The 19,044-nt window shown below is 57.0% G+C and carries 18 protein-coding genes; 13 read left to right on the top strand and 5 right to left on the bottom strand.

The features are described from left to right. Nucleotides 1-2: 2 nt before the first annotated feature. The 8 genes from CUC53_RS06830 to CUC53_RS06795 all read left to right on the top strand — a co-directional run bounded on the left by CUC53_RS06830 (nucleotide 3) and on the right by CUC53_RS06795 (nucleotide 7,136). On the top strand, nucleotides 3-620 hold the full coding sequence (locus CUC53_RS06830; protein ID WP_236757883.1) for a TetR/AcrR family transcriptional regulator: 618 nt from the start codon (nucleotides 3-5) through the stop codon (nucleotides 618-620). Nucleotides 621-812: 192 nt separating this feature from the next. Further along, entirely contained in the window at nucleotides 813-1,073 is a 261-nt protein-coding gene (locus tag CUC53_RS06825; RefSeq protein ID WP_100293458.1) for a GNAT family N-acetyltransferase, read from the top strand. Nucleotides 1,074-1,202: 129 nt separating this feature from the next. Then, nucleotides 1,203-3,026: a SulP family inorganic anion transporter gene (locus CUC53_RS06820; protein WP_100293457.1), complete on the top strand. Its 1,824-nt coding sequence runs from the start codon at nucleotides 1,203-1,205 to the stop codon at nucleotides 3,024-3,026. 107 nt (nucleotides 3,027-3,133) lie between these two features. Beyond that, a complete protein-coding gene (locus CUC53_RS06815) occupies nucleotides 3,134-4,480 on the top strand; it encodes an MATE family efflux transporter (protein ID WP_100293456.1) in 1,347 nt (448 codons plus the stop codon). An 11-nt stretch (nucleotides 4,481-4,491) separates the two neighbouring features. Further along, nucleotides 4,492-5,097 carry a hypothetical protein gene (locus CUC53_RS06810; RefSeq protein WP_100293455.1) on the top strand — a complete coding sequence of 202 codons (606 nt, stop codon included), beginning with the start codon at nucleotides 4,492-4,494 and terminating at the stop codon, nucleotides 5,095-5,097. Between the two features lie 268 nt (nucleotides 5,098-5,365). Further along, entirely contained in the window at nucleotides 5,366-5,581 is a 216-nt protein-coding gene (locus tag CUC53_RS06805; protein WP_100293454.1) for an HP1242/YdcH family protein, read from the top strand. 250 nt (nucleotides 5,582-5,831) lie between these two features. After that, complete coding sequence (locus CUC53_RS06800; RefSeq protein ID WP_100293453.1) at nucleotides 5,832-6,476, top strand: YceH family protein; 645 nt, start codon at nucleotides 5,832-5,834, stop codon at nucleotides 6,474-6,476. Nucleotides 6,477-6,578: 102 nt separating this feature from the next. Continuing rightward, complete coding sequence (locus CUC53_RS06795) at nucleotides 6,579-7,136, top strand: HutD family protein (protein ID WP_100293452.1); 558 nt, start codon at nucleotides 6,579-6,581, stop codon at nucleotides 7,134-7,136. Nucleotides 7,137-7,220: 84 nt separating this feature from the next. On the opposite strand, the gene azu is transcribed toward CUC53_RS06795, so the two are convergent. Then, nucleotides 7,221-7,661, bottom strand: coding sequence for an azurin (gene azu, locus CUC53_RS06790; RefSeq protein ID WP_100293451.1), 441 nt, complete (start codon nucleotides 7,659-7,661; stop codon nucleotides 7,221-7,223). Nucleotides 7,662-8,047: 386 nt separating this feature from the next. On the opposite strand from azu, the gene CUC53_RS06785 reads away from it, so the two are divergent. Beyond that, complete coding sequence (locus CUC53_RS06785; RefSeq protein ID WP_157798211.1) at nucleotides 8,048-8,419, top strand: DUF1622 domain-containing protein; 372 nt, start codon at nucleotides 8,048-8,050, stop codon at nucleotides 8,417-8,419. Between the two features lie 214 nt (nucleotides 8,420-8,633). Continuing rightward, nucleotides 8,634-9,521, top strand: coding sequence for a DMT family transporter (locus tag CUC53_RS06780; protein ID WP_100293450.1), 888 nt, complete (start codon nucleotides 8,634-8,636; stop codon nucleotides 9,519-9,521). Nucleotides 9,522-9,541: 20 nt separating this feature from the next. Here the strand turns inward: CUC53_RS06780 and tilS are convergent, their stop codons facing one another. Beyond that, nucleotides 9,542-10,912 (bottom strand): tRNA lysidine(34) synthetase TilS, encoded by a 1,371-nt coding sequence (gene tilS, locus CUC53_RS06775; protein WP_100293449.1) that lies wholly within the window; start codon nucleotides 10,910-10,912, stop codon nucleotides 9,542-9,544. Nucleotides 10,913-11,093: 181 nt separating this feature from the next. On the opposite strand from tilS, the gene CUC53_RS06770 reads away from it, so the two are divergent. Continuing rightward, complete coding sequence (locus CUC53_RS06770; RefSeq protein WP_100293448.1) at nucleotides 11,094-13,127, top strand: M13 family metallopeptidase; 2,034 nt, start codon at nucleotides 11,094-11,096, stop codon at nucleotides 13,125-13,127. A 63-nt stretch (nucleotides 13,128-13,190) separates the two neighbouring features. Here the strand turns inward: CUC53_RS06770 and yjeH are convergent, their stop codons facing one another. Beyond that, the gene (yjeH, locus tag CUC53_RS06765; RefSeq protein WP_100293490.1) at nucleotides 13,191-14,468 is read right to left on the bottom strand and encodes an L-methionine/branched-chain amino acid transporter; all 1,278 of its coding nucleotides are present in this window, start codon (nucleotides 14,466-14,468) and stop codon (nucleotides 13,191-13,193) included. A gap of 182 nt (nucleotides 14,469-14,650) precedes the next feature. On the opposite strand from yjeH, the gene CUC53_RS06760 reads away from it, so the two are divergent. Then, nucleotides 14,651-15,607 carry a GGDEF domain-containing protein gene (locus tag CUC53_RS06760; RefSeq protein WP_100293447.1) on the top strand — a complete coding sequence of 319 codons (957 nt, stop codon included), beginning with the start codon at nucleotides 14,651-14,653 and terminating at the stop codon, nucleotides 15,605-15,607. Nucleotides 15,608-15,873: 266 nt separating this feature from the next. On the opposite strand, the gene CUC53_RS06755 is transcribed toward CUC53_RS06760, so the two are convergent. Beyond that, entirely contained in the window at nucleotides 15,874-17,352 is a 1,479-nt protein-coding gene (locus CUC53_RS06755; protein WP_100293446.1) for a L,D-transpeptidase family protein, read from the bottom strand. A gap of 65 nt (nucleotides 17,353-17,417) precedes the next feature. Next, entirely contained in the window at nucleotides 17,418-18,194 is a 777-nt protein-coding gene (locus CUC53_RS06750; protein ID WP_100293445.1) for a substrate-binding periplasmic protein, read from the bottom strand. A 298-nt stretch (nucleotides 18,195-18,492) separates the two neighbouring features. On the opposite strand from CUC53_RS06750, the gene CUC53_RS06745 reads away from it, so the two are divergent. Further along, nucleotides 18,493-19,038, top strand: a complete 546-nt coding sequence (locus CUC53_RS06745) for a hypothetical protein (protein WP_100293444.1) — start codon at nucleotides 18,493-18,495, stop codon at nucleotides 19,036-19,038. The last annotated feature ends 6 nt before the right edge of the window (nucleotides 19,039-19,044 follow it).

The raw sequence follows: 19,044 nt of genomic DNA, 5'->3' as shown, positions 1-19,044 counted from the left end.
ATATGACCCATTTAGCACCAGACAACGCCCCACCCGCCATGACCGATAAACGTCGGTTGCTGCTGGATGCGGCCCTTGCCCTGTGCGCGGAGGATGGTCTGCAAGGGGCCGCTACCGCCCGTATCGCCAAGGCAGCTGGGGTTGCCAACGGCACCCTGTTTCACCACTTTCCCAACAAAGAGGCTCTGATCTTTGCCCTCTATCACGACATCAAAACCAGATTAGGGGCGGAGATATGTGCCGCCCCGTCCTCTCTGTCGTTGCGCGAGCAGGCTCACCACTACTGGCAGCAGGCGATGAGCTGGATGCTGACACACCCTAACGAGCTCAAATATGTGCTGGGCTTGTTCCACTCTCCCCTGCTGGCCCGCTCAGCTCGCGGCCAGATCCTCAGCGATACCCTGCCTTTTCTGCCTGCGTTGTTAGCACAGGGGCAAGCCAGCGGCGAGATCACTCCCGCCCCCATGCCACTGCTGCTTGAGGTGTGTCAGGGGCAGTTTCTCGCCTGCGCCGCACTGTTTGTCGAGCAACCGGAGCGGGGCCAAGATGGCCACTGGCAAGCCTGTGCTTTTACGCTGTTCTGGGGTGCTATTGCCGCAGGGAGAGAAGGTGGCGAGTAAGCAGGTGCTCGCTACCCACCACTGGCGGGCAACTGACCCGTTGCAATAGGGTGGTGAGGGGCTATCTGTCACCAGCAAGGCAGCGAGCCGGATCGGCGATGACCTGCTCTTAGGTAAGCCCCAGCTAAGGGCTATTCCCTTGGCGGGCAAGCAGGTATGGTGGGGCAATAGAACCACACGAGAAGCCACCATATGAGCAACATCATCCATCAAGTCGATCACCAGCAATTTGTCTGCCTCATCGCCGGCCAAGAAGCAAGGCTACGCTACCGGCGTCTCGACGCTCACACCGTCGATGCCTACAGCACCTTTGTTCCTCCCGAGCTACGGGCGCAAGGGCTGGCAGATCAACTGGCCCGCGCCTTCTTTGAGTGGACGCAATCCGCAGGACTCACCATCGTACCGAGCTGTCGCTATATCGACGTCTGGCTAAGTAGAAATAACAACGGCTGACCATCTCAGTTCGACCCAACCTGCCGATATCTCTGATCGTGCTCATGGTGGACCATAACCTGATTGCAATATTTCGATAACCTTGGGCACACTAGGGTAAAAGCTGTAAGTAACTCAATGGGTTAAATAATGCGCGATCTCTTTTCTCTCGAACGCTGGCTGCCCGGTCTAGCGGCCCTGCTGCAATACCAGCGCGCCTGGCTGATGCCCGACCTGCGTGCCGGACTGTCGGTCGCAGCCGTGGCGCTGCCGGTCGCCATTGCATATGCCGAACTGACTGGGGTAGGCGCCATTGTTGGCCTCTATTCCTGTATGCTGCCGATGCTGGTTTACGCTCTGTTTGGCACCTCGCGCCAACTGATCGTCGGGCCAGATGCCGCGACATGCGCGGTGATTGCCGCCGTGGTAACCCCGCTCGCCGCTGGAGATGCCACCCGCCACTGGCAACTGGTGATGACCATGACCGCCATGACCGGCTGCTGGTGCCTGATTGCCAGCCGCTTTAAGTTAGGGGTGCTAGCCGATTTCCTCTCCCGCCCGATCTTGATGGGGCTGCTTAACGGCGTAGCCATCACCATCATGGTGGGTCAGCTGTCTAAAATCTTTGGCTTTACCTTCACCGAACGCTACCTGATCGAACGGCTCGCCAACGCCATTCACTACCTTACCCAGACTCATCTACCGACCTTGGCGATGAGCCTGATTGCGTTGGTCACCCTGCTGTTGGCCAAGCGGTTTAAGCCCTCCTGGCCCTCCTCCATGGTGGCCATGGTGATCACTGCCGGTCTGGTATGGGGACTGGATCTGAATCAGTTTCACATTGCCACCTTGGGGAAAGTGGGCTCAGGCCTGCCTGCCTTTCAGGTGCCACAGTTTCCCCCCGGTTTGATGCGTGATCTGGTATTGCCGGCGTTAAACTTGGCCATGGTCAGCTTTGTCTCGATGATGCTGACCGCCCGCAGCTTTGCTGCCAAAAACGGTTACGAAATCGATGCGGATAAAGAGTTTCGCGCCCTCGGCATGGCCAACCTCGCCTCTGCGGTCTCCCAAGGGTTTGCCATCAGCGGGGCGGATTCGCGCACCGCGGTCAACGACGCCAACGGCGGCAAAAGCCAGCTGGTCTCCATCATCGCCGCCGCGGTGATCGCCTTTATTACCTTTTACCTCACGGCACCGCTGCAATTTATCCCCACTGCCGCCCTTGGGGTGGTGCTGGTGATGGCCTCGCTCTCACTGACCGACTTTCGCGGCCTGTTGGCGCTGCGCCACTCAGATCGCTCCGCCTTCTGGCTGGCGTTAATCACCTTTGTCAGCGTGCTGACCATGGGGGTAATTCCCGGGATTACTCTCGCTGTGCTATTGGGGCTATTTCAGTTCCTACGCAACGTGATGCGCCCCACCGATCAACTGCTGGGGATGGATGAAGAGGGCGTGGTACGCACCTTGGGTGATAACGAACAGGCCAAAGCCATTCCCGGCATCTTGGTTTATCGCTTCAATTCACCGCTCACCTACTTTAATGCGCCTTACTTCAAACGGCGGGTATTGGCGCTGCTGGTGCAAGACCCACACAGCCCCAAGTGCCTGGTAATCGATGCAGTGGCCTGTTTCACCCATCAAGATATCAGCGTGATGACCATGATTGGTGAGTTGCACAAGGACCTAAAACGGCGTGGTATTCATATGGTCATGGCGGGGCGTCACGGCCAGATGACCCACTGGCTCAAGCAGGCGGGGATCCGAGTCGGCGATGAGGGCATCCTCCTCTACCCCGACATGTATCAGGCACTGCGCATGACCCGCTGCTATCGCGAACCGCTGTTTAAACATGACGAGGCGCTCACCCCTGCTAGCGCTGTCACGCCAATCCCTTGGCCACAAGACACGACGCTGCCAGACGCTGCCAACTTAGCGCGCCCCAGTGAGCAAGAGGCCGGTTCGGTCCCAGCCTAAACAAGGCCGGGAGTCACCCCGGCCTCTGATTGCGTCAGTCCCGCTCTTGGTGTTAAATGCCCGGCCAGATGGCTTCTCCCCGTGCCGTCATAGCTGTTGGATACACCATGCAATCGCAACCCCATTGCGGCCCTGGTACGCTATTTGCGCTCACTTGGCCGCTGTTTATCGATCTCGCGCTGCACTTTCTGACCGGTGCCCTCAATACCTTTATGGTGGGACATGTCTCCTACCAAGGGGTCGCGGCGCTGGCAGTCGGCAATCAGGTCTTTGATCTGGCGATCACCTTATTTAGCTTTGTCAGCATCGGCACCAGCGTCGTGATTACCCAATATTTGGGGGCTGGCGATAAGGTGACTAGCCAACGAGTGGTCCACACTGCCATCAGTTTTAACTTACTCATTGGTCTGGTGGCGGCGATCGGGGTCATGGCGGGCGCGAGTGCCATGCTGGCGCTGATGAACCTGCCCGCCAATTTGATGAACGACGGCACCCTCTATTTGCAGATCATTGGTCTGTGCTTGTTGCCGGAAGCCGCGGCCCTCTGTTTGGCGGCCACCCTGCGGGCCCATGGCCACACGAGGCAGGCCATGTATGTGACCCTGATCGTCAACCTCATCACCTTCGTCGGTAACTTGCTGCTGCTTTACGGCTGGTTTGGTCTGCCCACCCTAGGGGTTGCTGGGGTGGCGATCAGCACCGTGGCGGGCCGGTTGATCGGGGTGCTGCTGCTGATCGGGTTGGTCGCTCGTTATACCGGTATTCACTTGCAGCTAAGGCTTATCCTCCGCCCCAGCAAAGCCATGCTGGACAAGGTGCTGCATATTGGCCTCCCCGCCGCAGGTGAGAACCTCTCTTGGATGCTGCAATTTATGGTGGTCACTGCGTTTGTCGGCCTGCTCGGCGACAAGGCGTTAGCAACCCAATCTTACTTCTTCCAAATCTGCTTATTTATCCTGCTGTTTGGCCTCTCTATCGGCCTTGGCAACGAGATCATCATCGGCCATCTGGCGGGGGCACGTCGTTTTGAGCAAGCCTATAACCAGCTGATGAAAAGCCTCAAAATCGGCTTTATCGTCACCTCGGTGATTGCGCTGCTGGCCGCCCTCAATGGTCGGGCGATCATCAGCCTGTTCACCAACGATGCCGATATCATTACCCTGGTCGCGCAGCTGTTTCTGATCAGCCTGCTGCTTGAGCCCGGCCGCACCTTTAATTTGGTGGTGATCAATGCCCTGCGCGCCACCGGCGATGCCCGTTTTCCTCTCTACATGGCGCTGCTCTCGATGTGGGGAATTGCCGTGCCACTCTCCTATTTCCTCGGTATCATGCAGGGCTATGGACTGGTTGGCATCTGGCTAGCCCTTGCCTGTGATGAATGGGTTCGGGGTCTGGCCATGTTCTGGCGCTGGCGCAGTCGTCGTTGGCAAAACAAAATTCTTGTTGAAACATAAGTGGAATCACCATGAAGAAAATCGGACTCTTGCTCACTGCCTTACTACTCAGCCCGCTGACACTGGCGCAGAACACCCACGCCGTCACCGCCAAGGCGGTGGCCCCCCAGACGTGGTACGTCGCGCCTATCGCCATTGATGAGACCAACTCCGCCCAAAAAGCGCTGACCAAAGCGTTCATGGCGCAGATGATCAAAACCATCAAGATCAATGAGTACCAAACAGGTAAAGCGGTGGGGAACACCAAGAACCCAAAATGGCTGATCCGCACTAAGCTGATGCCCGCTAGCAGTGAGCCGCTGGTCGGCAAAAAACATCCACAAGGACTGACCTACGGCAAGGGAACCCCGACCCAAGAGATCGTCGGTGAGCTGCTGATGAATGGCACCTTGGTCGCCCACATCGGCCAAGGCTGGCGCGAGCCTATCGTGGCGGGCACACCGGTCGCCGACAAGCTCTCCATCACCAACTATCGCTATGCCATCGGTGATCAGGCCAATGCTGGTGACCTAGAAGAGCTCGCCGCCCAGATCGGATTTGAAGCCGGTAAGGTGATTCACCGCGAAGGTAAACCCCTGCCGGAGAAGAAAAAGAAGAGTGAAAAGCCCAGCAAATAAGCATGGGATAACAATGGGGCCGGACGGCCCCATTTTTTTATGTTAGCGCCAAGCGTCAGCGGGCTGAATCGTGAACTAGCGCCCATTTTTTAGCAGCAACTTGCTATCAATTAAAAATTATTTGTTCTTATTCAAAGAGTTAAAAAATAACACGACTATCTTGCCAATCTTTATCGCCAAATTGGAGCGGGATCACATTCCTCCTGACTACTAAGGGGTAGTTTGATGTTACAGGCATCAGCAAACGACACTAAGGAGGTTCCATTACATGTTCCCAGAGTACAGAGATCTCATCTCTAAACTGAAGAGCCGTGATGCCCATTTCCAGAAGAAGTTTGACTTGCATAACAACCTGGATGTGGAGATTAGAAAACTGGAAAAGCATCACGCCAGCGATTACAGCTCCGAGGTGAAGGATCTGAAAAAACAGAAACTTAAACTGAAAGAGGAGATATACGACATCCTCAAACATCATCCACAATAGACGCCTTAGCTATTACCTACTGGGGTAAGCAATTTACCCCACCAGCCCGGCCAACTGCGCCGGGCTTTTTGTTGCCATTAACTTGCCATGAGGGTGTGGCGTCGCTGCGGGCTCATTACCGCCCACCCTACCAGTGGTGAACCTTTCACCAACCCCTTGATAGCGTCGCAAAAACAGGCGCTGGTGCTAGACGCAACCGCAACCATGGCTAAGATAGAGCCTCTTGACGTCTTTTAGCAGGGAGTAAAACATGGAATTAGTGCTAGGCCCATTAGAAGCCCGCGTGATTGGCTGCCTGATTGAAAAAGAGATCTGCACTCCAGATCAATACCCCCTTTCCCTCAACGCACTGCTCAATGCCTGTAATCAAAAGAGCAACCGCGAACCGGTTCTGGAGCTCTCTGAGCTTGATATCCGCGCCGTCATCGATGAGTTAATTCGCAAACGGTTGGTGGTCAACACCGCAGGCTTTAACGCTCGGGTACCCCGCTATCAACACCGCTTCTGCAATACCGAGTTTGGCGAACTGAAATTTGATCCCCGCGAGCTGGGTATTCTCTGCGAGCTGCTGCTGCGCGGCCCGCAAACACCGGGGGAGCTGCGCTCACGCACCAACCGCCTGTGCAGTTTTGATGATGTCACCGAAGTGGATGCAGTACTCCAGACCCTCAATGAACGTGGGCCTTATGTGGTGAAACTCCCCCGTGAAGCAGGCAAGCGTGAATCCCGTTATGCTCACCTGTTCAGTGGCGAGGTCGATGTTGAGGCGCTGCAAGATAGCACCATCGCCTATGCCTCCCCTGCCGCCGATCGATTCAGTGAGCTGGAACAGACCGTGAGCGATCTTGCCAACCGGCTCGCCGCCCTCGAAGCCCGTTTCGCCATGTCGAATTAGAATGGCCAAGAGTGACATGCCCTCTTTGCCAGCACGCTGATGATCAGAGAGCAGCGGCCAAGCCATCCTGCTCTCTGTGACGTTTATCCCAAGGAGATAGCCGTGTTCACCCTGCTCAGCAAGTCAGACTACCAACCGATGCCTTGGAAAAATAAGCAGGGCACCACAACCCAGATCCTGATCTCCCCGCCCAGCGCCAGCTTGGACAAACTCGACTTTGACTACCGCCTGAGCTCAGCGCCAATCAAAGAGGCGGGCCGGTTCTCCCATTTTGCGGGCTACCAGCGGATTTTGCTGGCGCTCAGTGGCGCAGGCTTCGTGCTCAACGGCCATCCTTACGCCACGTTGGAAGCGGCCCATTTCAGTGGCGATGAGGAGACCCACTGCGCACTGCTCAAAAAAGAGGTGATTGACCTAGGTCTTATCTACCACCCTGACCGCTGGCAAGCCAATGTGCGGGTATTGCGCCTCGCCGGCCCGCTCACGCTCACCCTTACGGCAGAGAAAACCTATCTTTGCTACCTCGTCAGCGGCCAACTCACGGTGCAGCACCACACGCTCGTCCCCGATGACACCTTGGTCGTGAGCGGTGAGCCAAGCATCCCGTTGCAATGTCAACAGCAAACAACCGTCGTATTTTTTACCTTATCCCCACGCTAGCGGCCCAGCGCTCACCGATAAAAACCACAAAGCCGGGCAAGCCCGGCTTTTCGCAGATCAATTCGGCTGCGTAACGCGCCGGCATTAACCGACTTTGAACGATCCTTTCATCATGGCGAAATGGCCTGGGAACGAGCAGAAAAAGGTCAGATCTTTACCAGCCAGCCCCTCGGTCTTGAAGGTAACGCTGGTACTCTCCCCGCCGCCAATCAGCTTGGTGTATGCCAAGACGCGAGGATCATCTTTAGGCAAGTAGGCATTGTCAGCCCCAGCAGTGATCCCCGCCGTCGCTACCGCCTGATAATCAGCAGTGCTCGATAGTGCCCAGTTGTGGCCCATCGTCGTGACAGGCAACTTGCCGGTGTGATTCAAGGTGATGGTCACCTCCTTACAGGTCGCAGGCACACTCATCTCTTTGAGGTTGTACTGCATGGCGTCATTGCCTTCGATCACCAATGCACACTCATCAGCCAGTGCCGGCGCCGCCAAACCACTTAGCAACAACAGAGTCATCACCTTTTTCATCACGTTCTCCTTTGATTAGTAATAAATAGCAACGCAAACACCTCGCCATAAACGGTATTGGTCACGATGCTGTCAATGACCTGGTCATCTTACCCAAATAGCGCGATCGGACTAGCTGTTTAGCCAAAAGCTGCGGGCTGGCTCACCACAATCGTTATCCCCTATCACGGCTACCGACCTTAATACGCGGATAATGTGCCACCAGTTCACTCTGGGTTGGCGAGGGCCTCTCTCCTCTCTCAAGCTCACCGCCCAGATCCACACCATATCTCTAGTTTGACAATGGCTCTATCTGATTGAATTTAAAATGATTAACCGAGACTGATTTGGCCTTTCCCAATCAATATGTTAATAGTGTCCTCTTTGCCCTTAAGGAGGTGCTCTCTGTGATTGAGATAGCAAGTCTGAAAGAAACAATGATGCACGGGGTCGAGCTGTGCCAGCTGCTGCTGGAGGTCATCTCCGTGGCCTGTGTGGTGATTGGGCTGGGCAAGACCCTCTGGCTGGCGGCGCGGGTCCGAGATCATCAGCCCGGTTTTCCGCAGATCCGCCTCTGCTTTGGCAGTTGGCTGATCTTAGCGCTGGAGTTCCAACTCGCCGCTGACATCCTGGCCACTACGGTGGCGCCGAGTAAGGAGGAGCTGATCCGTCTGGCGATTATTGCGGTGATCCGCACCTTCCTCAATTACTTCCTTGGCAAGGAGTTAGCCGAGCAAACTGAGCACCACCCCACGGCCACGGGCCCGCGTCAGTCATAATCCATCGCTGCGGCGATCATCACTCACCGCGGATCGCCACATAGTGCAGCAGGTGGCGCCTGATTGGCCCTGAGCGGGTGGCATCTGCTTGAGTGATGGATCGCCCGCAGATACACTCCCGCCTCCAGATAACAGCGGCACGGATCATGGGCGGCGTCGATGCCAAATACCAGACTCATCGGCGCGAACCCAGCGAGCGGGAAAGGAGAGTGGGATGCAAGCGAACGGATGGTGGGACAAGTCGACTGGCTTTGCCCTGTTAACGATAGTGTTGTGGGCCTCTCTGGCGGCGCTCACCTCTCGGGTAACCAGCGTATCCCCCCTCGTCTTGGTGGGCTTGGTGCTGTTTTTCTGTGGCCTCGGCGCCCTGCCATTGTGGCGGCAATGGCGGGCCCGTCCGGTGACTTGGCTGGTGACGATCACCACCTTGCTGCTTTATCACCTGCTGCTGTTTATGAGCTTTCGCCACGCCCCAGTCTTAGAAGCCAATCTCATCAATTACCTGTGGCCGCTGTGTATCATCCTGTTCACCCCTTTGCTGCTCCCCAGTCACCCTTTGCAGCCTCGCCATCTGCTGGCGGGGGCGCTTGGCTTAGCGGGATCGATGTTGGTGATGGTCAATGGCCAATTACAACTGCAGCAAGCCTATTTACCCGGCTACTTACTGGCCCTTAGCGCGGCCATTATCTGGGGACTCTATTCGGTGCTGGCGCGCCGCTTGCCCCCAGCGCCGGCAGTGGTCACTGCTGCGGCCTGTCTGCCTGCGGGCATATTGGCGCTGTTGCTGGCATGGGCCGTAGAAGGGCCCCTACCATTGGCCCAAATCCCCCGCGCTGACTGGTGGTTGATCGTCGGGTTAGCCCTTGGCCCCATGGGGGCGGCATTTGTGACGTGGTATTTGGCGCTGCGCGAGGGCGATCCACGTCGGATCGGCGCTCTCTCCTATCTCACGCCGCTGCTGAGCACCTTGCTACTGGTCGGGCTCAATGGTGAGCAGCTCACCTCTCGCCATTGGCTGGCTGGTGCGTTAATCATTGGCGGAGCCTTGCTGGGCTTAGGCGCCAGCCCCGCCAAACTCAACGCCAAGCCCAGTAAGCAGTGAGTCGTGGCTGGCCAACCCGGTTATGAGTCTGCCGATTCCGCCACGCGCAGATCGCCGTGGGTTGCTTGCCAGCAGCAACTCACCCCTTCCCCCGAGGGTAAGAACTCGGCGCAGACAAACAGCCCCACTACCGCGGCCACCTGCTCGCCGTAATAGAGGATCGGCAAGCGCCCCCGTAGCCAAGGGGGCACCCCATACTCCTGCAGCAACTTTTTTAAGCGCCGGCTGCCACTGCGCCCCGCCGGCTTGAGCATGGTGCCGGGTGCCACCTGAAATCGTACCGACAGCGGTTCGTTCGCCAACGGCAGCCGAAGCTCGGCTCCGTGTTGCTGGCGCTGCAGTGATAGCAACCCCAGCGCAGCGGGTAATAGCAGCCGATCGCCGACACGCAGCGGCAGCACCACCTCCCCAACCTCAGGGGCAGCCTCAAGCCAATAGAGCCGCCCCGCAAAGCGGCGCCAAACTCGCCCTTGCATCTCCAGTTGCGGGTTAGCATCAGCCCCAGCAAGGGCGACCTCTTGCCATAACCGACTCAGCAGCTCGCGCGAGGGCATCACCGCACCCTGATGGCGCAGCCAATAGCGCAGCACATTGTTGCGCCGAGCAGGAGAGAGTAACTGCAGCGGAGCAATGGGTAGCGCCCCAGCCACTGCGCGATCGCCGTCACGGATCTGCTGCCAGTCCTGCTCTGCGATCTCTTGCAATAACGTCTCTTGTTCAGCGCACAGCGCCATGCTGCGGGCGGCGGTACGGGCCATGGCAGGCCAGCGCGCCTTGAGCTGGGGAATCAGCTGCTGGCGCAAAAAATTTCGGTCATAGCTCACGTCCTGATTGCTCTCATCCTCCACCCAACCATAGGGCAGGGTCGCGGCCGCCTTGGCCAGTTCGGCGCGGCTCATATCGAGCAGCGGACGCAGCAACAGGCCAGCGGCAAAGGGCTGACTTGGCACCATGCCTGCCAAACCACGCACGCCTGCGCCGCGCTTGAGCGCCAGCAGCAGGGTCTCCAGCTGATCGTCTTGATGGTGAGCGGTGAGTAGCCACTCCCCTGCCGCCATGTGCGCCGTTAAGCATTGATAGCGAGCCGCTCTCGCTTGCGCTTCCACACTCTCGCCATTGCCCCGCGCCAACTGCACTCGCTCGACGAGGAGCGGCACCGCCAACTGCTGGCAGACCGACTCGCAATGAGCCACCCACTCATCGGCATGGGGGCTCAGCCCGTGATGCACATGCAGGGCTCGCAGCACCAGTTGATGGGCATGGGCAAACTGCGCCGCCAGCACCAGCAGCAGGGTGGAGTCGAGGCCACCGCTGAAGGCCACTAGCAGTCGGGTGGAACCTTCTGGTGCTGGCAGAGTCTGACAAAAGCGATCATAAAGATGAACAATCATAGGCTTCCCCAAAACGGATCGGCCGATATTAGCAGAGTCGCGCGCCGCAAGCTCGCCCCTGCCCCTTGCACTGAGGCAACCACCCACCCTAGAGTAGGGCTCGCCCGCGCAAACCCCAACGCACCTCCCCCTGAGGATGCTTGGCAAAGACGCACCCAACGTGAATCGGAATCAGAGCACAATGAACAACAAGATAAGCATACTGGCTGGCCTGATCGGCTTGGCCCTGCTGGCAGGCTGCAGTCAAGCACCGCACTCCTCCGCCCCCCTCTCTGGGCTGGCACTGGCCAACATGGATACCAGTATCAAGCCGGGCGACGACTTCTTCCGCTACGTCAATGGCCAGTGGCTCGCCACCGCCAAGATCCCCGATGATCGCCCCGCGGATGGTGCTTTTTATATGCTGCGGGATAAATCCCTCGCTGACCTGCGGGTGTTGGTCGAGGCTCTTGCCGAACCAGAGGCCACCAGCGGCACGCCAACCCAGCAGATCCGCGATCTCTACGCCAGCTATCTGGATCAGGCAGGCCGCGATGCCAAAGGGCTCACCCCGCTGGCCCCCATGCTGGCCAAACTAGACCAGATAACCGATCAGGCGTCCTTGGCCCGCGCGTTCGCCCAGGCAGGTCGTAGCGGCGGCAGCGCCCCATTTGGTGTCGGCATCAGTGCCGATGCCAAAGCCCCCGACCGCTATGCGGTCTACCTCTATCAAGGGGGGCTGGGATTGCCGGATCGCGACTACTACCTCAAGCAAGATGCCAACAGTCGCGCGCTGCGCCAGCAGTATCAGCAACATATCGCGGGCATGTTGAGCCGCCTAGGGGAGCCTGATCCAAGCGGCAAGGCCAAGCGGATTCTGGCCCTCGAAACCCAGCTCGCCACCCTGCAGTGGGATAAGGTCGCTCTGCGGGATCGGGAGAAGAACTACAACAAGCGCCCCCTCAACGAACTGACGCGCCTTGCCCCCCACCTCGACTGGCAGGCTTATCTGAACGAAGCGGGCATTGCTGCCCAGGCGGATCTCATCATCGGTCAGCCAACCTACTTAAGCGCGCTGGATCAGCTGATGGCCAAGACCCCCATTGCCGACTGGCAGGCCTACCTCAAGTGGCAACTGCTCAGCGACTATGCCCCCTATCTTGATGGCGATACCGACGGCGCTAACTTCGCCTTCTACGGCACCACCTTGAGCGGCACGCCCAAACAGCGCGCTAGCTGGGAGCGGGCACTCGGGGTGCTGAACGAGCATCTGGGCGAAGCGGTGGGTCAGCTCTATGTAGCACGCTACTTCCCGCCCGCGGCCAAAGCCCGAATGGAGCAACTGGTAGAAAACCTGCGCACCGCCTACGGCCAGAGCATCGAGGAGCTCGACTGGATGTCGCCAGAGACCAAGGCACAGGCCCTTGAGAAGCTGGCTAAGTTCCGCCCCAAAATTGGCTACCCCGATAAGTGGCAAGATTACAGCGCCATCGCCATCAAGCCCGAGGATCTGGTCGGCAACCTCCAGCGTGCTCGGGCGTTTGAATACGCCGATAATCTGGCACGCCTTGCCAAGCCGGTTGATCGGGACGAGTGGCACATGCCCCCGCAAACGGTGAACGCTTACTACAACCCGAGCAATAACGAAATCGTCTTCCCAGCGGCCATTTTGCAGCCTCCCTTCTTCGACATGACAGCGGATGATGCGGTCAACTACGGTGCCATCGGCGGGATCATCGGCCACGAAATGGGCCATGGTTTTGATGACCAAGGGGCCAAATCCGACGGTGACGGCATGATGCGTAACTGGTGGACGCCCAAGGATCTCAAGGAGTTTCGCTTCCGTACCAGCCGGCTGGTGGCCCAGTACAACCGCTTCGAGCCCATCAATGGCCAGTTCGTCAACGGCCAGTTCACCTTGGGCGAGAACATCGGCGATCTGGGTGGGCTCACCATCGCCCACAAGGCCTACGAGCTATCACAAGATGGCAAGGAGCCAGCAGTGCTGGATGGTTTTACCGGCGAGCAGCGCTTTTTCCTCGGCTGGGCGCAGGTGTGGAAGGGGATGTATCGCCCCGAGCTGATGCAGATGTTGCTGCGCTCCGACCCCCACTCGCCCCCTGAGTACCGGGTCAACGGGGTGGTGCCCAATATTCCGGCCTTCTACAAGGCGTTCAATATTCAGCCGGACAACAAGCTCTATCTGCCGCCCCAGAAGCGGGTGAAAATTTGGTAATAGCCACCAACCAAACTAAAAAGCCCTGTTCCACAGGGCTTTGGTGATAGGTGGTACGACTTATCAGGTGGCAGAGCCCAAGGTCTGCTGGCGCTGACGACGCAGATAACGCCGCAACAGGCTGACGCCACCATATCCCGCCCCTAACAACACGGCATAGAGCAGTTGATAAGACAACGCTACCAGCACCAAGAGGCAGAGCAACACGCTAAGCCCCGCCAGTCCCTTGCCTATCCCACTGAGTAGCCGCCAACCCGCCGCCATGCAGAGCAGATAGACCAACACAAAGTTACCATTGGCATAGCGGATCAGCTCATCAAGGGGCAGTTGCAACCATAGACTGAGCGAACCGGCGACAACACAAATCCCCAATACCAGCCCCAGCGCCGCGAGTGGCGCCCCCCGCGCAGAGAGCTGGGCCAAACTTGGCGGCAACTTGCCCTCGCGGGCCATGCTCCAAATCAGGCGCGCAAACCCTTGCAGATAGATGTTGATGCTGGCAAAGCAGGAGAGATAGCCCAAGATCGCCACCAACCACTTAGCGGTCGGCCCAAACAGCAACGCCAGCAGGGTCGGCATGGCCGTCGCATTATCCGCCGCCTCGCCATAAAGCCCATATTTGAGCACCACCAGCGAGTGGACCCAGTAGATAAGCCCCGCCAGCAGTACGCCGCCCAGCAAGGCCACCGGATAATCGCGCTCTGGCTGCTTGAACTCCTCCCCCATGTGGGCAAACGCCTCTAGCCCAACGAAACACCAAAACATCACCGCCAATGCCGTCGCCATGGCAGGCCACTGGGCAACATCAGGTAGCGGTACGGCCCCCTCGCGCCAACTCAGCTCCCCCTTGAACCAAATAAGCAGGGTCAGCCCTAAAATCGCCAGCGCGATCAACAGCTGTAAATTGCCAGAAGAGCGAGCGCCCCGCACCCCGAGCAGCAAGACCCCCAGCAAGGTGAACAGCTGGATCGCCCATAATGTCCACGGTCCCATCTCAAACAAGGCCTGCCAGAAACCGGCCGCGATCAGCAACGCTGCCGGCAAGCCCACCGGTAACACCGCCAGAAAGAGGAAGGCCGAGAAGCGCTCAGCCCCTTTACCAAACGCGAGGCCAATCAGATGCGGCGCACCGCCAGCGTGGGGATAGCGGCGCCCCAGCCGTGCAAAGGTAAAGGCGATCGGTAATACCAGTCCGATCAGCAACAACCACGCCCACAATGAGGCATCCCCCGCCAGCGACGCAGCCGTCGCAGGCACCACAAAAATCCCGGTGCCCAGCAGTGACGTAGCCAATAGCCCCATCCCCTGCCACAGTCCAAGATCCTTTTTTAATTGCGCCATACCCTGTTGCCCTGCAGCCAATGCATCCCGCCATGTTAGGCCTAGCCTGGCTGTTTGTTAACCCCTGGGTGGCGGATAACCAAAGGCGTGGCGAGAAACTGCCTCCCCCTAGCATGGCAAGAGTGTGTCAAACGAGAGCAGATATGGTAGAAGTAGAACACTTCGACCATAGGGAGCCCCTCATGCAAGTACCCACTACCCCAGATAACGAACAACAACGCCTTGATGCTCTCAGACGGCTAGCCATTCTCGACAGCTCAGCGGAAGAGCGTTTCGATCGCATTACCCGTATGGCCCGCAACATGTTTGGGGTGCCTATTGCCTTGATCTCGCTAGTCGATGAGAACCGCCAGTGGTTTAAATCCTGCTGCGGCTTGCCGGTGCTGGAGACACCTAGGGATATCTCCTTTTGTGGTCACGCGATCCTCGGTGATAGCTTGTTTGTGGTCGAAGATGCCACCCAAGACCCGCGCTTTGCAGATAATCCGCTGGTCACTGATGCCCCCTTTATACGCTTTTATGCCGGTCATCCACTAGAAGTAGGGAAAGGGTTAAAGCTTGGCACCTTATGCCTTATTGATAACAAAGCCAGATCGCTGAATGAACGGGATCGGCTGTTACTGGCCGACTTAGCATCCATGGTGGAAAGCGAGTTATGTGCCATCCAACTGGCAACCCTTGATGAGTTAACGGGGATCACCAACCGACGGGGCTTTATGCTGCTAGCAGAAAAGAGCCTGCAATATGCTTATCGCGCCCAGCATCCCTCTTCCTTGCTGTTTCTTGACCTTAACCATTTCAAAGCGATTAACGATCAGTTTGGCCATGAAATAGGGGATGACGCCTTGCGCAACATGGCAGGGTTACTCTGCTCGGTGTTCAGAGATGCCGATATTTTGGCCCGTCTGGGGGGAGATGAATTTGTGGTGCTACTACCTGGTGCAGGGCAGCAACATAAGACACATATCCAAGCGCGGGTCGCCCAAGCCCTAGAGCAATTCAATGCCAACAGCGGCAAACCCTATCAACTCGCCTGCTCGCTTGGGATGGTTGACTACAACCCCGTGAAACCACCCCATCTGGAAACCTTGCTGCGCTTGGCTGACGAGCAGATGTATATGTGTAAACAGCAGCGATGATGCGCAACTGAACCCACTTCAAACCGAATGACACACGGCTACTCCAGCGCTTGACTCCCTCCTCCTTAATTACGTCTGGCCACGTTGCCCGCTTTAATAGCATCTGCACGGGGCCAGCCTCACCTTGCTGGGACCGCGAAGGATCAACGTCAGCGTGCCATCATCCCGCCATCGATCCCACTACCGCTCGCACTATCCACCGCTCCCCCGACACCACTATCAAGCCCTACCTCTTAGTAGCGTCAGGGAGCATAGCGCAGCGCTGGTTACAACAAGCTAGCGCTGACACTCGGGTGATCAAACCCATAAATATCGTTACGTAATTGCTGTTGCCCCTCCTCATCAAGCCAGCTACTCCAGTAGACGGTAAATACCGGGACCGGCGTCAGCAAGGAGAGCCACTTGGTGTTGCCTTGGGTCAAGATCGCGGTGACCTTGTCGGGTTGATAACGAGAGTCTGCCAACAGCAGGGTCGCCAGTTCATCTGCGCGTTCAACCCTGATACAGCCCGAACTAAATGCACGAGCCCCTTTTTCAAACAATGACTTACGGGGAGTCGAGTGCAAATAAATCGCATCGTTGTTGGGCAGATCAAATTTGTAGCGGCCCAGTGCGTTATGATCCCCTGGTTTTTGCCGCAAGCGATAAGGGAACCCCGCTGCCAAGGCCTGATGCCAGCCATCGTCACTAAACTGCATGGTGTTGCCTGACCCGTCAATGACCTCGAACTGCTCCCGCCCTAAGTAGCCCGGATCTCGTGCCAACCTCGGTAGAATGTCGTTATTCAAGATAGAACGTGGCACATGCCATGGCGGATTGAGCACGATAGAGCGGATTTCACTGGCAAGGATCGGCGTGGCCCGTTGTTCTTTGCCCACAATCACTCGACTCACAAACACTTCACTGCCTGCATTCACCACACTCAGCCGATAATCGGGAATATTGACCAATACGTAACGCGGCGTCGCCAGTTGTTCCACCACATCACGACGCCAGAGGTTGCGCAGTAATAAGCTGGCACGCACCTTGGGTCCCGTATTGAGCCAAGAGCGAGTTTGCCGACCAATAATGCCATCCACGGTCAACCCATGGCGACGTTGAAACGCCTTTACCGCAAGTTCAGTATCAGCATCGTAGCGGGGGTCATCGTCGGTTGGCGCACCATCGCCAAGCTCATTGAGCATAGTGCGGATAAGCCCTAGCTCAGGATGGGTGTCACCCGGTCGCAACGTGGGTAGGGTTAGGGTTGGCCATGTGCTGGCCATCGGCATACTCAGGAGGTTCTTTACCTTGGCCCTGACCGCCTCATACTCGGCTACTTGGGGGCGTAATGCCACCAGTTGCGCCAGCAAATCAGTCCCCTGCACATCGCTCATTAGCGGCTTAGCCAGATCAATTTTGACGGTTTTCATCTGTTCACGTGCAACCAAACCCATGGCCCGCCACGCCTGCTGAAACCGCGCTAATTTGGCAAAGACTTCATCATAGAGGGGAGATCTTACGTCTACGGGGGTAGTGTGTAGCTGACGCCACAGCCGCAAAAACTCAGGGTGCAGCCGTGCCAGTGCCACCTCTTGTAATTGCTGCTCTAACTCTGCACGAGCCTGCGCGCTATCGCGGCCTTGATACCAATCTTGCTGAGCTGAACTTGTCACCCCCTGCGTCTGGGCAGCCTGCACGCACCAGGCAGGGAAAGGCGCAAACCAGACCGCTGCGACTAACGCAAACCAATACCTCGTCTTCATGAACACCTCAGCTTGATGGATACCCGTTTAGTCATACTAACAGTGGTGCGTTAATCGCGGTCGCGTTACCCGTTCACCTTCGTTAACGAATAACGCTGCCAAATACGCTGATACTCGGGAGTCGTTTTAAATGTGGCCAAGGCATGGTCAAACTGGCGCATAAACTCGAGGGAAAAATGGCGCTTACTGAACAGAAAGTGGGTCGGTAACTCATAGATCACCATCTTGTGCGGAACGATTTGCCCACTGAGCCCCTCATTCATTACTCCCCAAGAGGTGGCGAGCATATCACCCAAAAAGCCGTCGATCCGGCCCAGCATCAACTTGCCGTAATTTTGCCGATCACTATTAACCACACTCACTTGTTCTGCATAACGTGACAGCAGTGCTATTACATCGTCAGCATAAACATAGTCTTTGGTAACCCCAAGAATGTTGCCGCTCGCCAGCCAGCTTGCCAGCTCTTTTTTACCATTGGGGTACTCTTTTCGCGTCCACAAAGTGGTCATACCGGGATTATACGACTCAGAAAAACGAGCATAACGAGCTCGATCATTGTTGAAAGAAACTTCCATAGCGACATCAAGTTTACCTAGCTCAATTTCATGCAAGACCCGTCGCCAAGGCAGCTCCACATAGTGAGCGTGGCAACCTAGCTTCGCCAATACCGCATTGAGGGTTTCCACCGCAACCCCCTGCACCGGCTGGCGAGAATCAGCGCGGTAGTAATGGTAAGGGGGCCAATTATCAAAACCGATTTGCAATGGCACAGGGCAAAGAGACCCACTGATGGCGTGGGGAACCGACAAGACAAACAGTAAACCGCAGAAGAGCCGCTTCATGACAGTCATCCTTGGCAGAAAGATGTCGCCATCATAAGGCGAGGCCCAAAAAAACCGCAAATGTAAGATCATGACGCAGCAGGAAAAAACTCAATCGAAGCCAACCCTAACCTCATCGGCATGCCACGAACCAGCTGGAGCGCCAACCCCTCGCTGACCGCACGGTTTGGCAGGCAAGCGTAAAGGGGTTAATATATGACCGAATTTATTTTTGTGATCCACTATGCTTTTTTTGCAATTGGATTAGCATACGCACCGAAATACGCCTACCCGTTTTGTCAGGCACACTGAGAGTAATATGACCTATAAAAAGCTTGGTTTTCTAACCGCAATCTTGGCGTTAAGTGGTTTTTACCTCTATACCCTCTATCTCGCTGCACACCCCAATGTCAGTCTGGCTTACAAGCTCTATTACTTGGAAGGTAAAACCCGCTTTTGGGAACATAACTCCAGCATGACCTATCAATCAGGCAATGAGCTTAACCTGACCAAACCAAGCCGTTTTCTGTCAAGTGAGGGCTGGGCCAAGAAGCCGAGCGCAGAAGGGACAGAGCTCAGTGGCAAGGGCGGAGTCTATTTCGTATTGCCTAAACAGTTGGCCAATCCGGATCAGCTCACGGTCCAAGCTCGGATCAACAGCCCTGAAGCTGGGGCGCTGCTCAATGTTGCGCTGGGCGCAGATTTCACCACGACCGTCAAGCTGGCCAAAGCTGGCATGAACGAGATCCTGCTCCACCTGCCCGCCGCCTCGCTGACCGCCGATCCCAAACAGCCCAACTATCTGGCGCTATCGGCCCCCACTCCGCTCAATGTGCAATCGCTACGGTTAACGGTCGCCCAGTAAAGCAAT

Source organism: Aeromonas cavernicola, assembly GCF_002795305.1.
GTDB lineage: Bacteria > Pseudomonadota > Gammaproteobacteria > Enterobacterales > Aeromonadaceae > Aeromonas > Aeromonas cavernicola.
The sequence above is the reverse complement of the archived record's forward strand: the minus strand, read 5'-3'. Positions and strand labels throughout refer to the sequence as shown.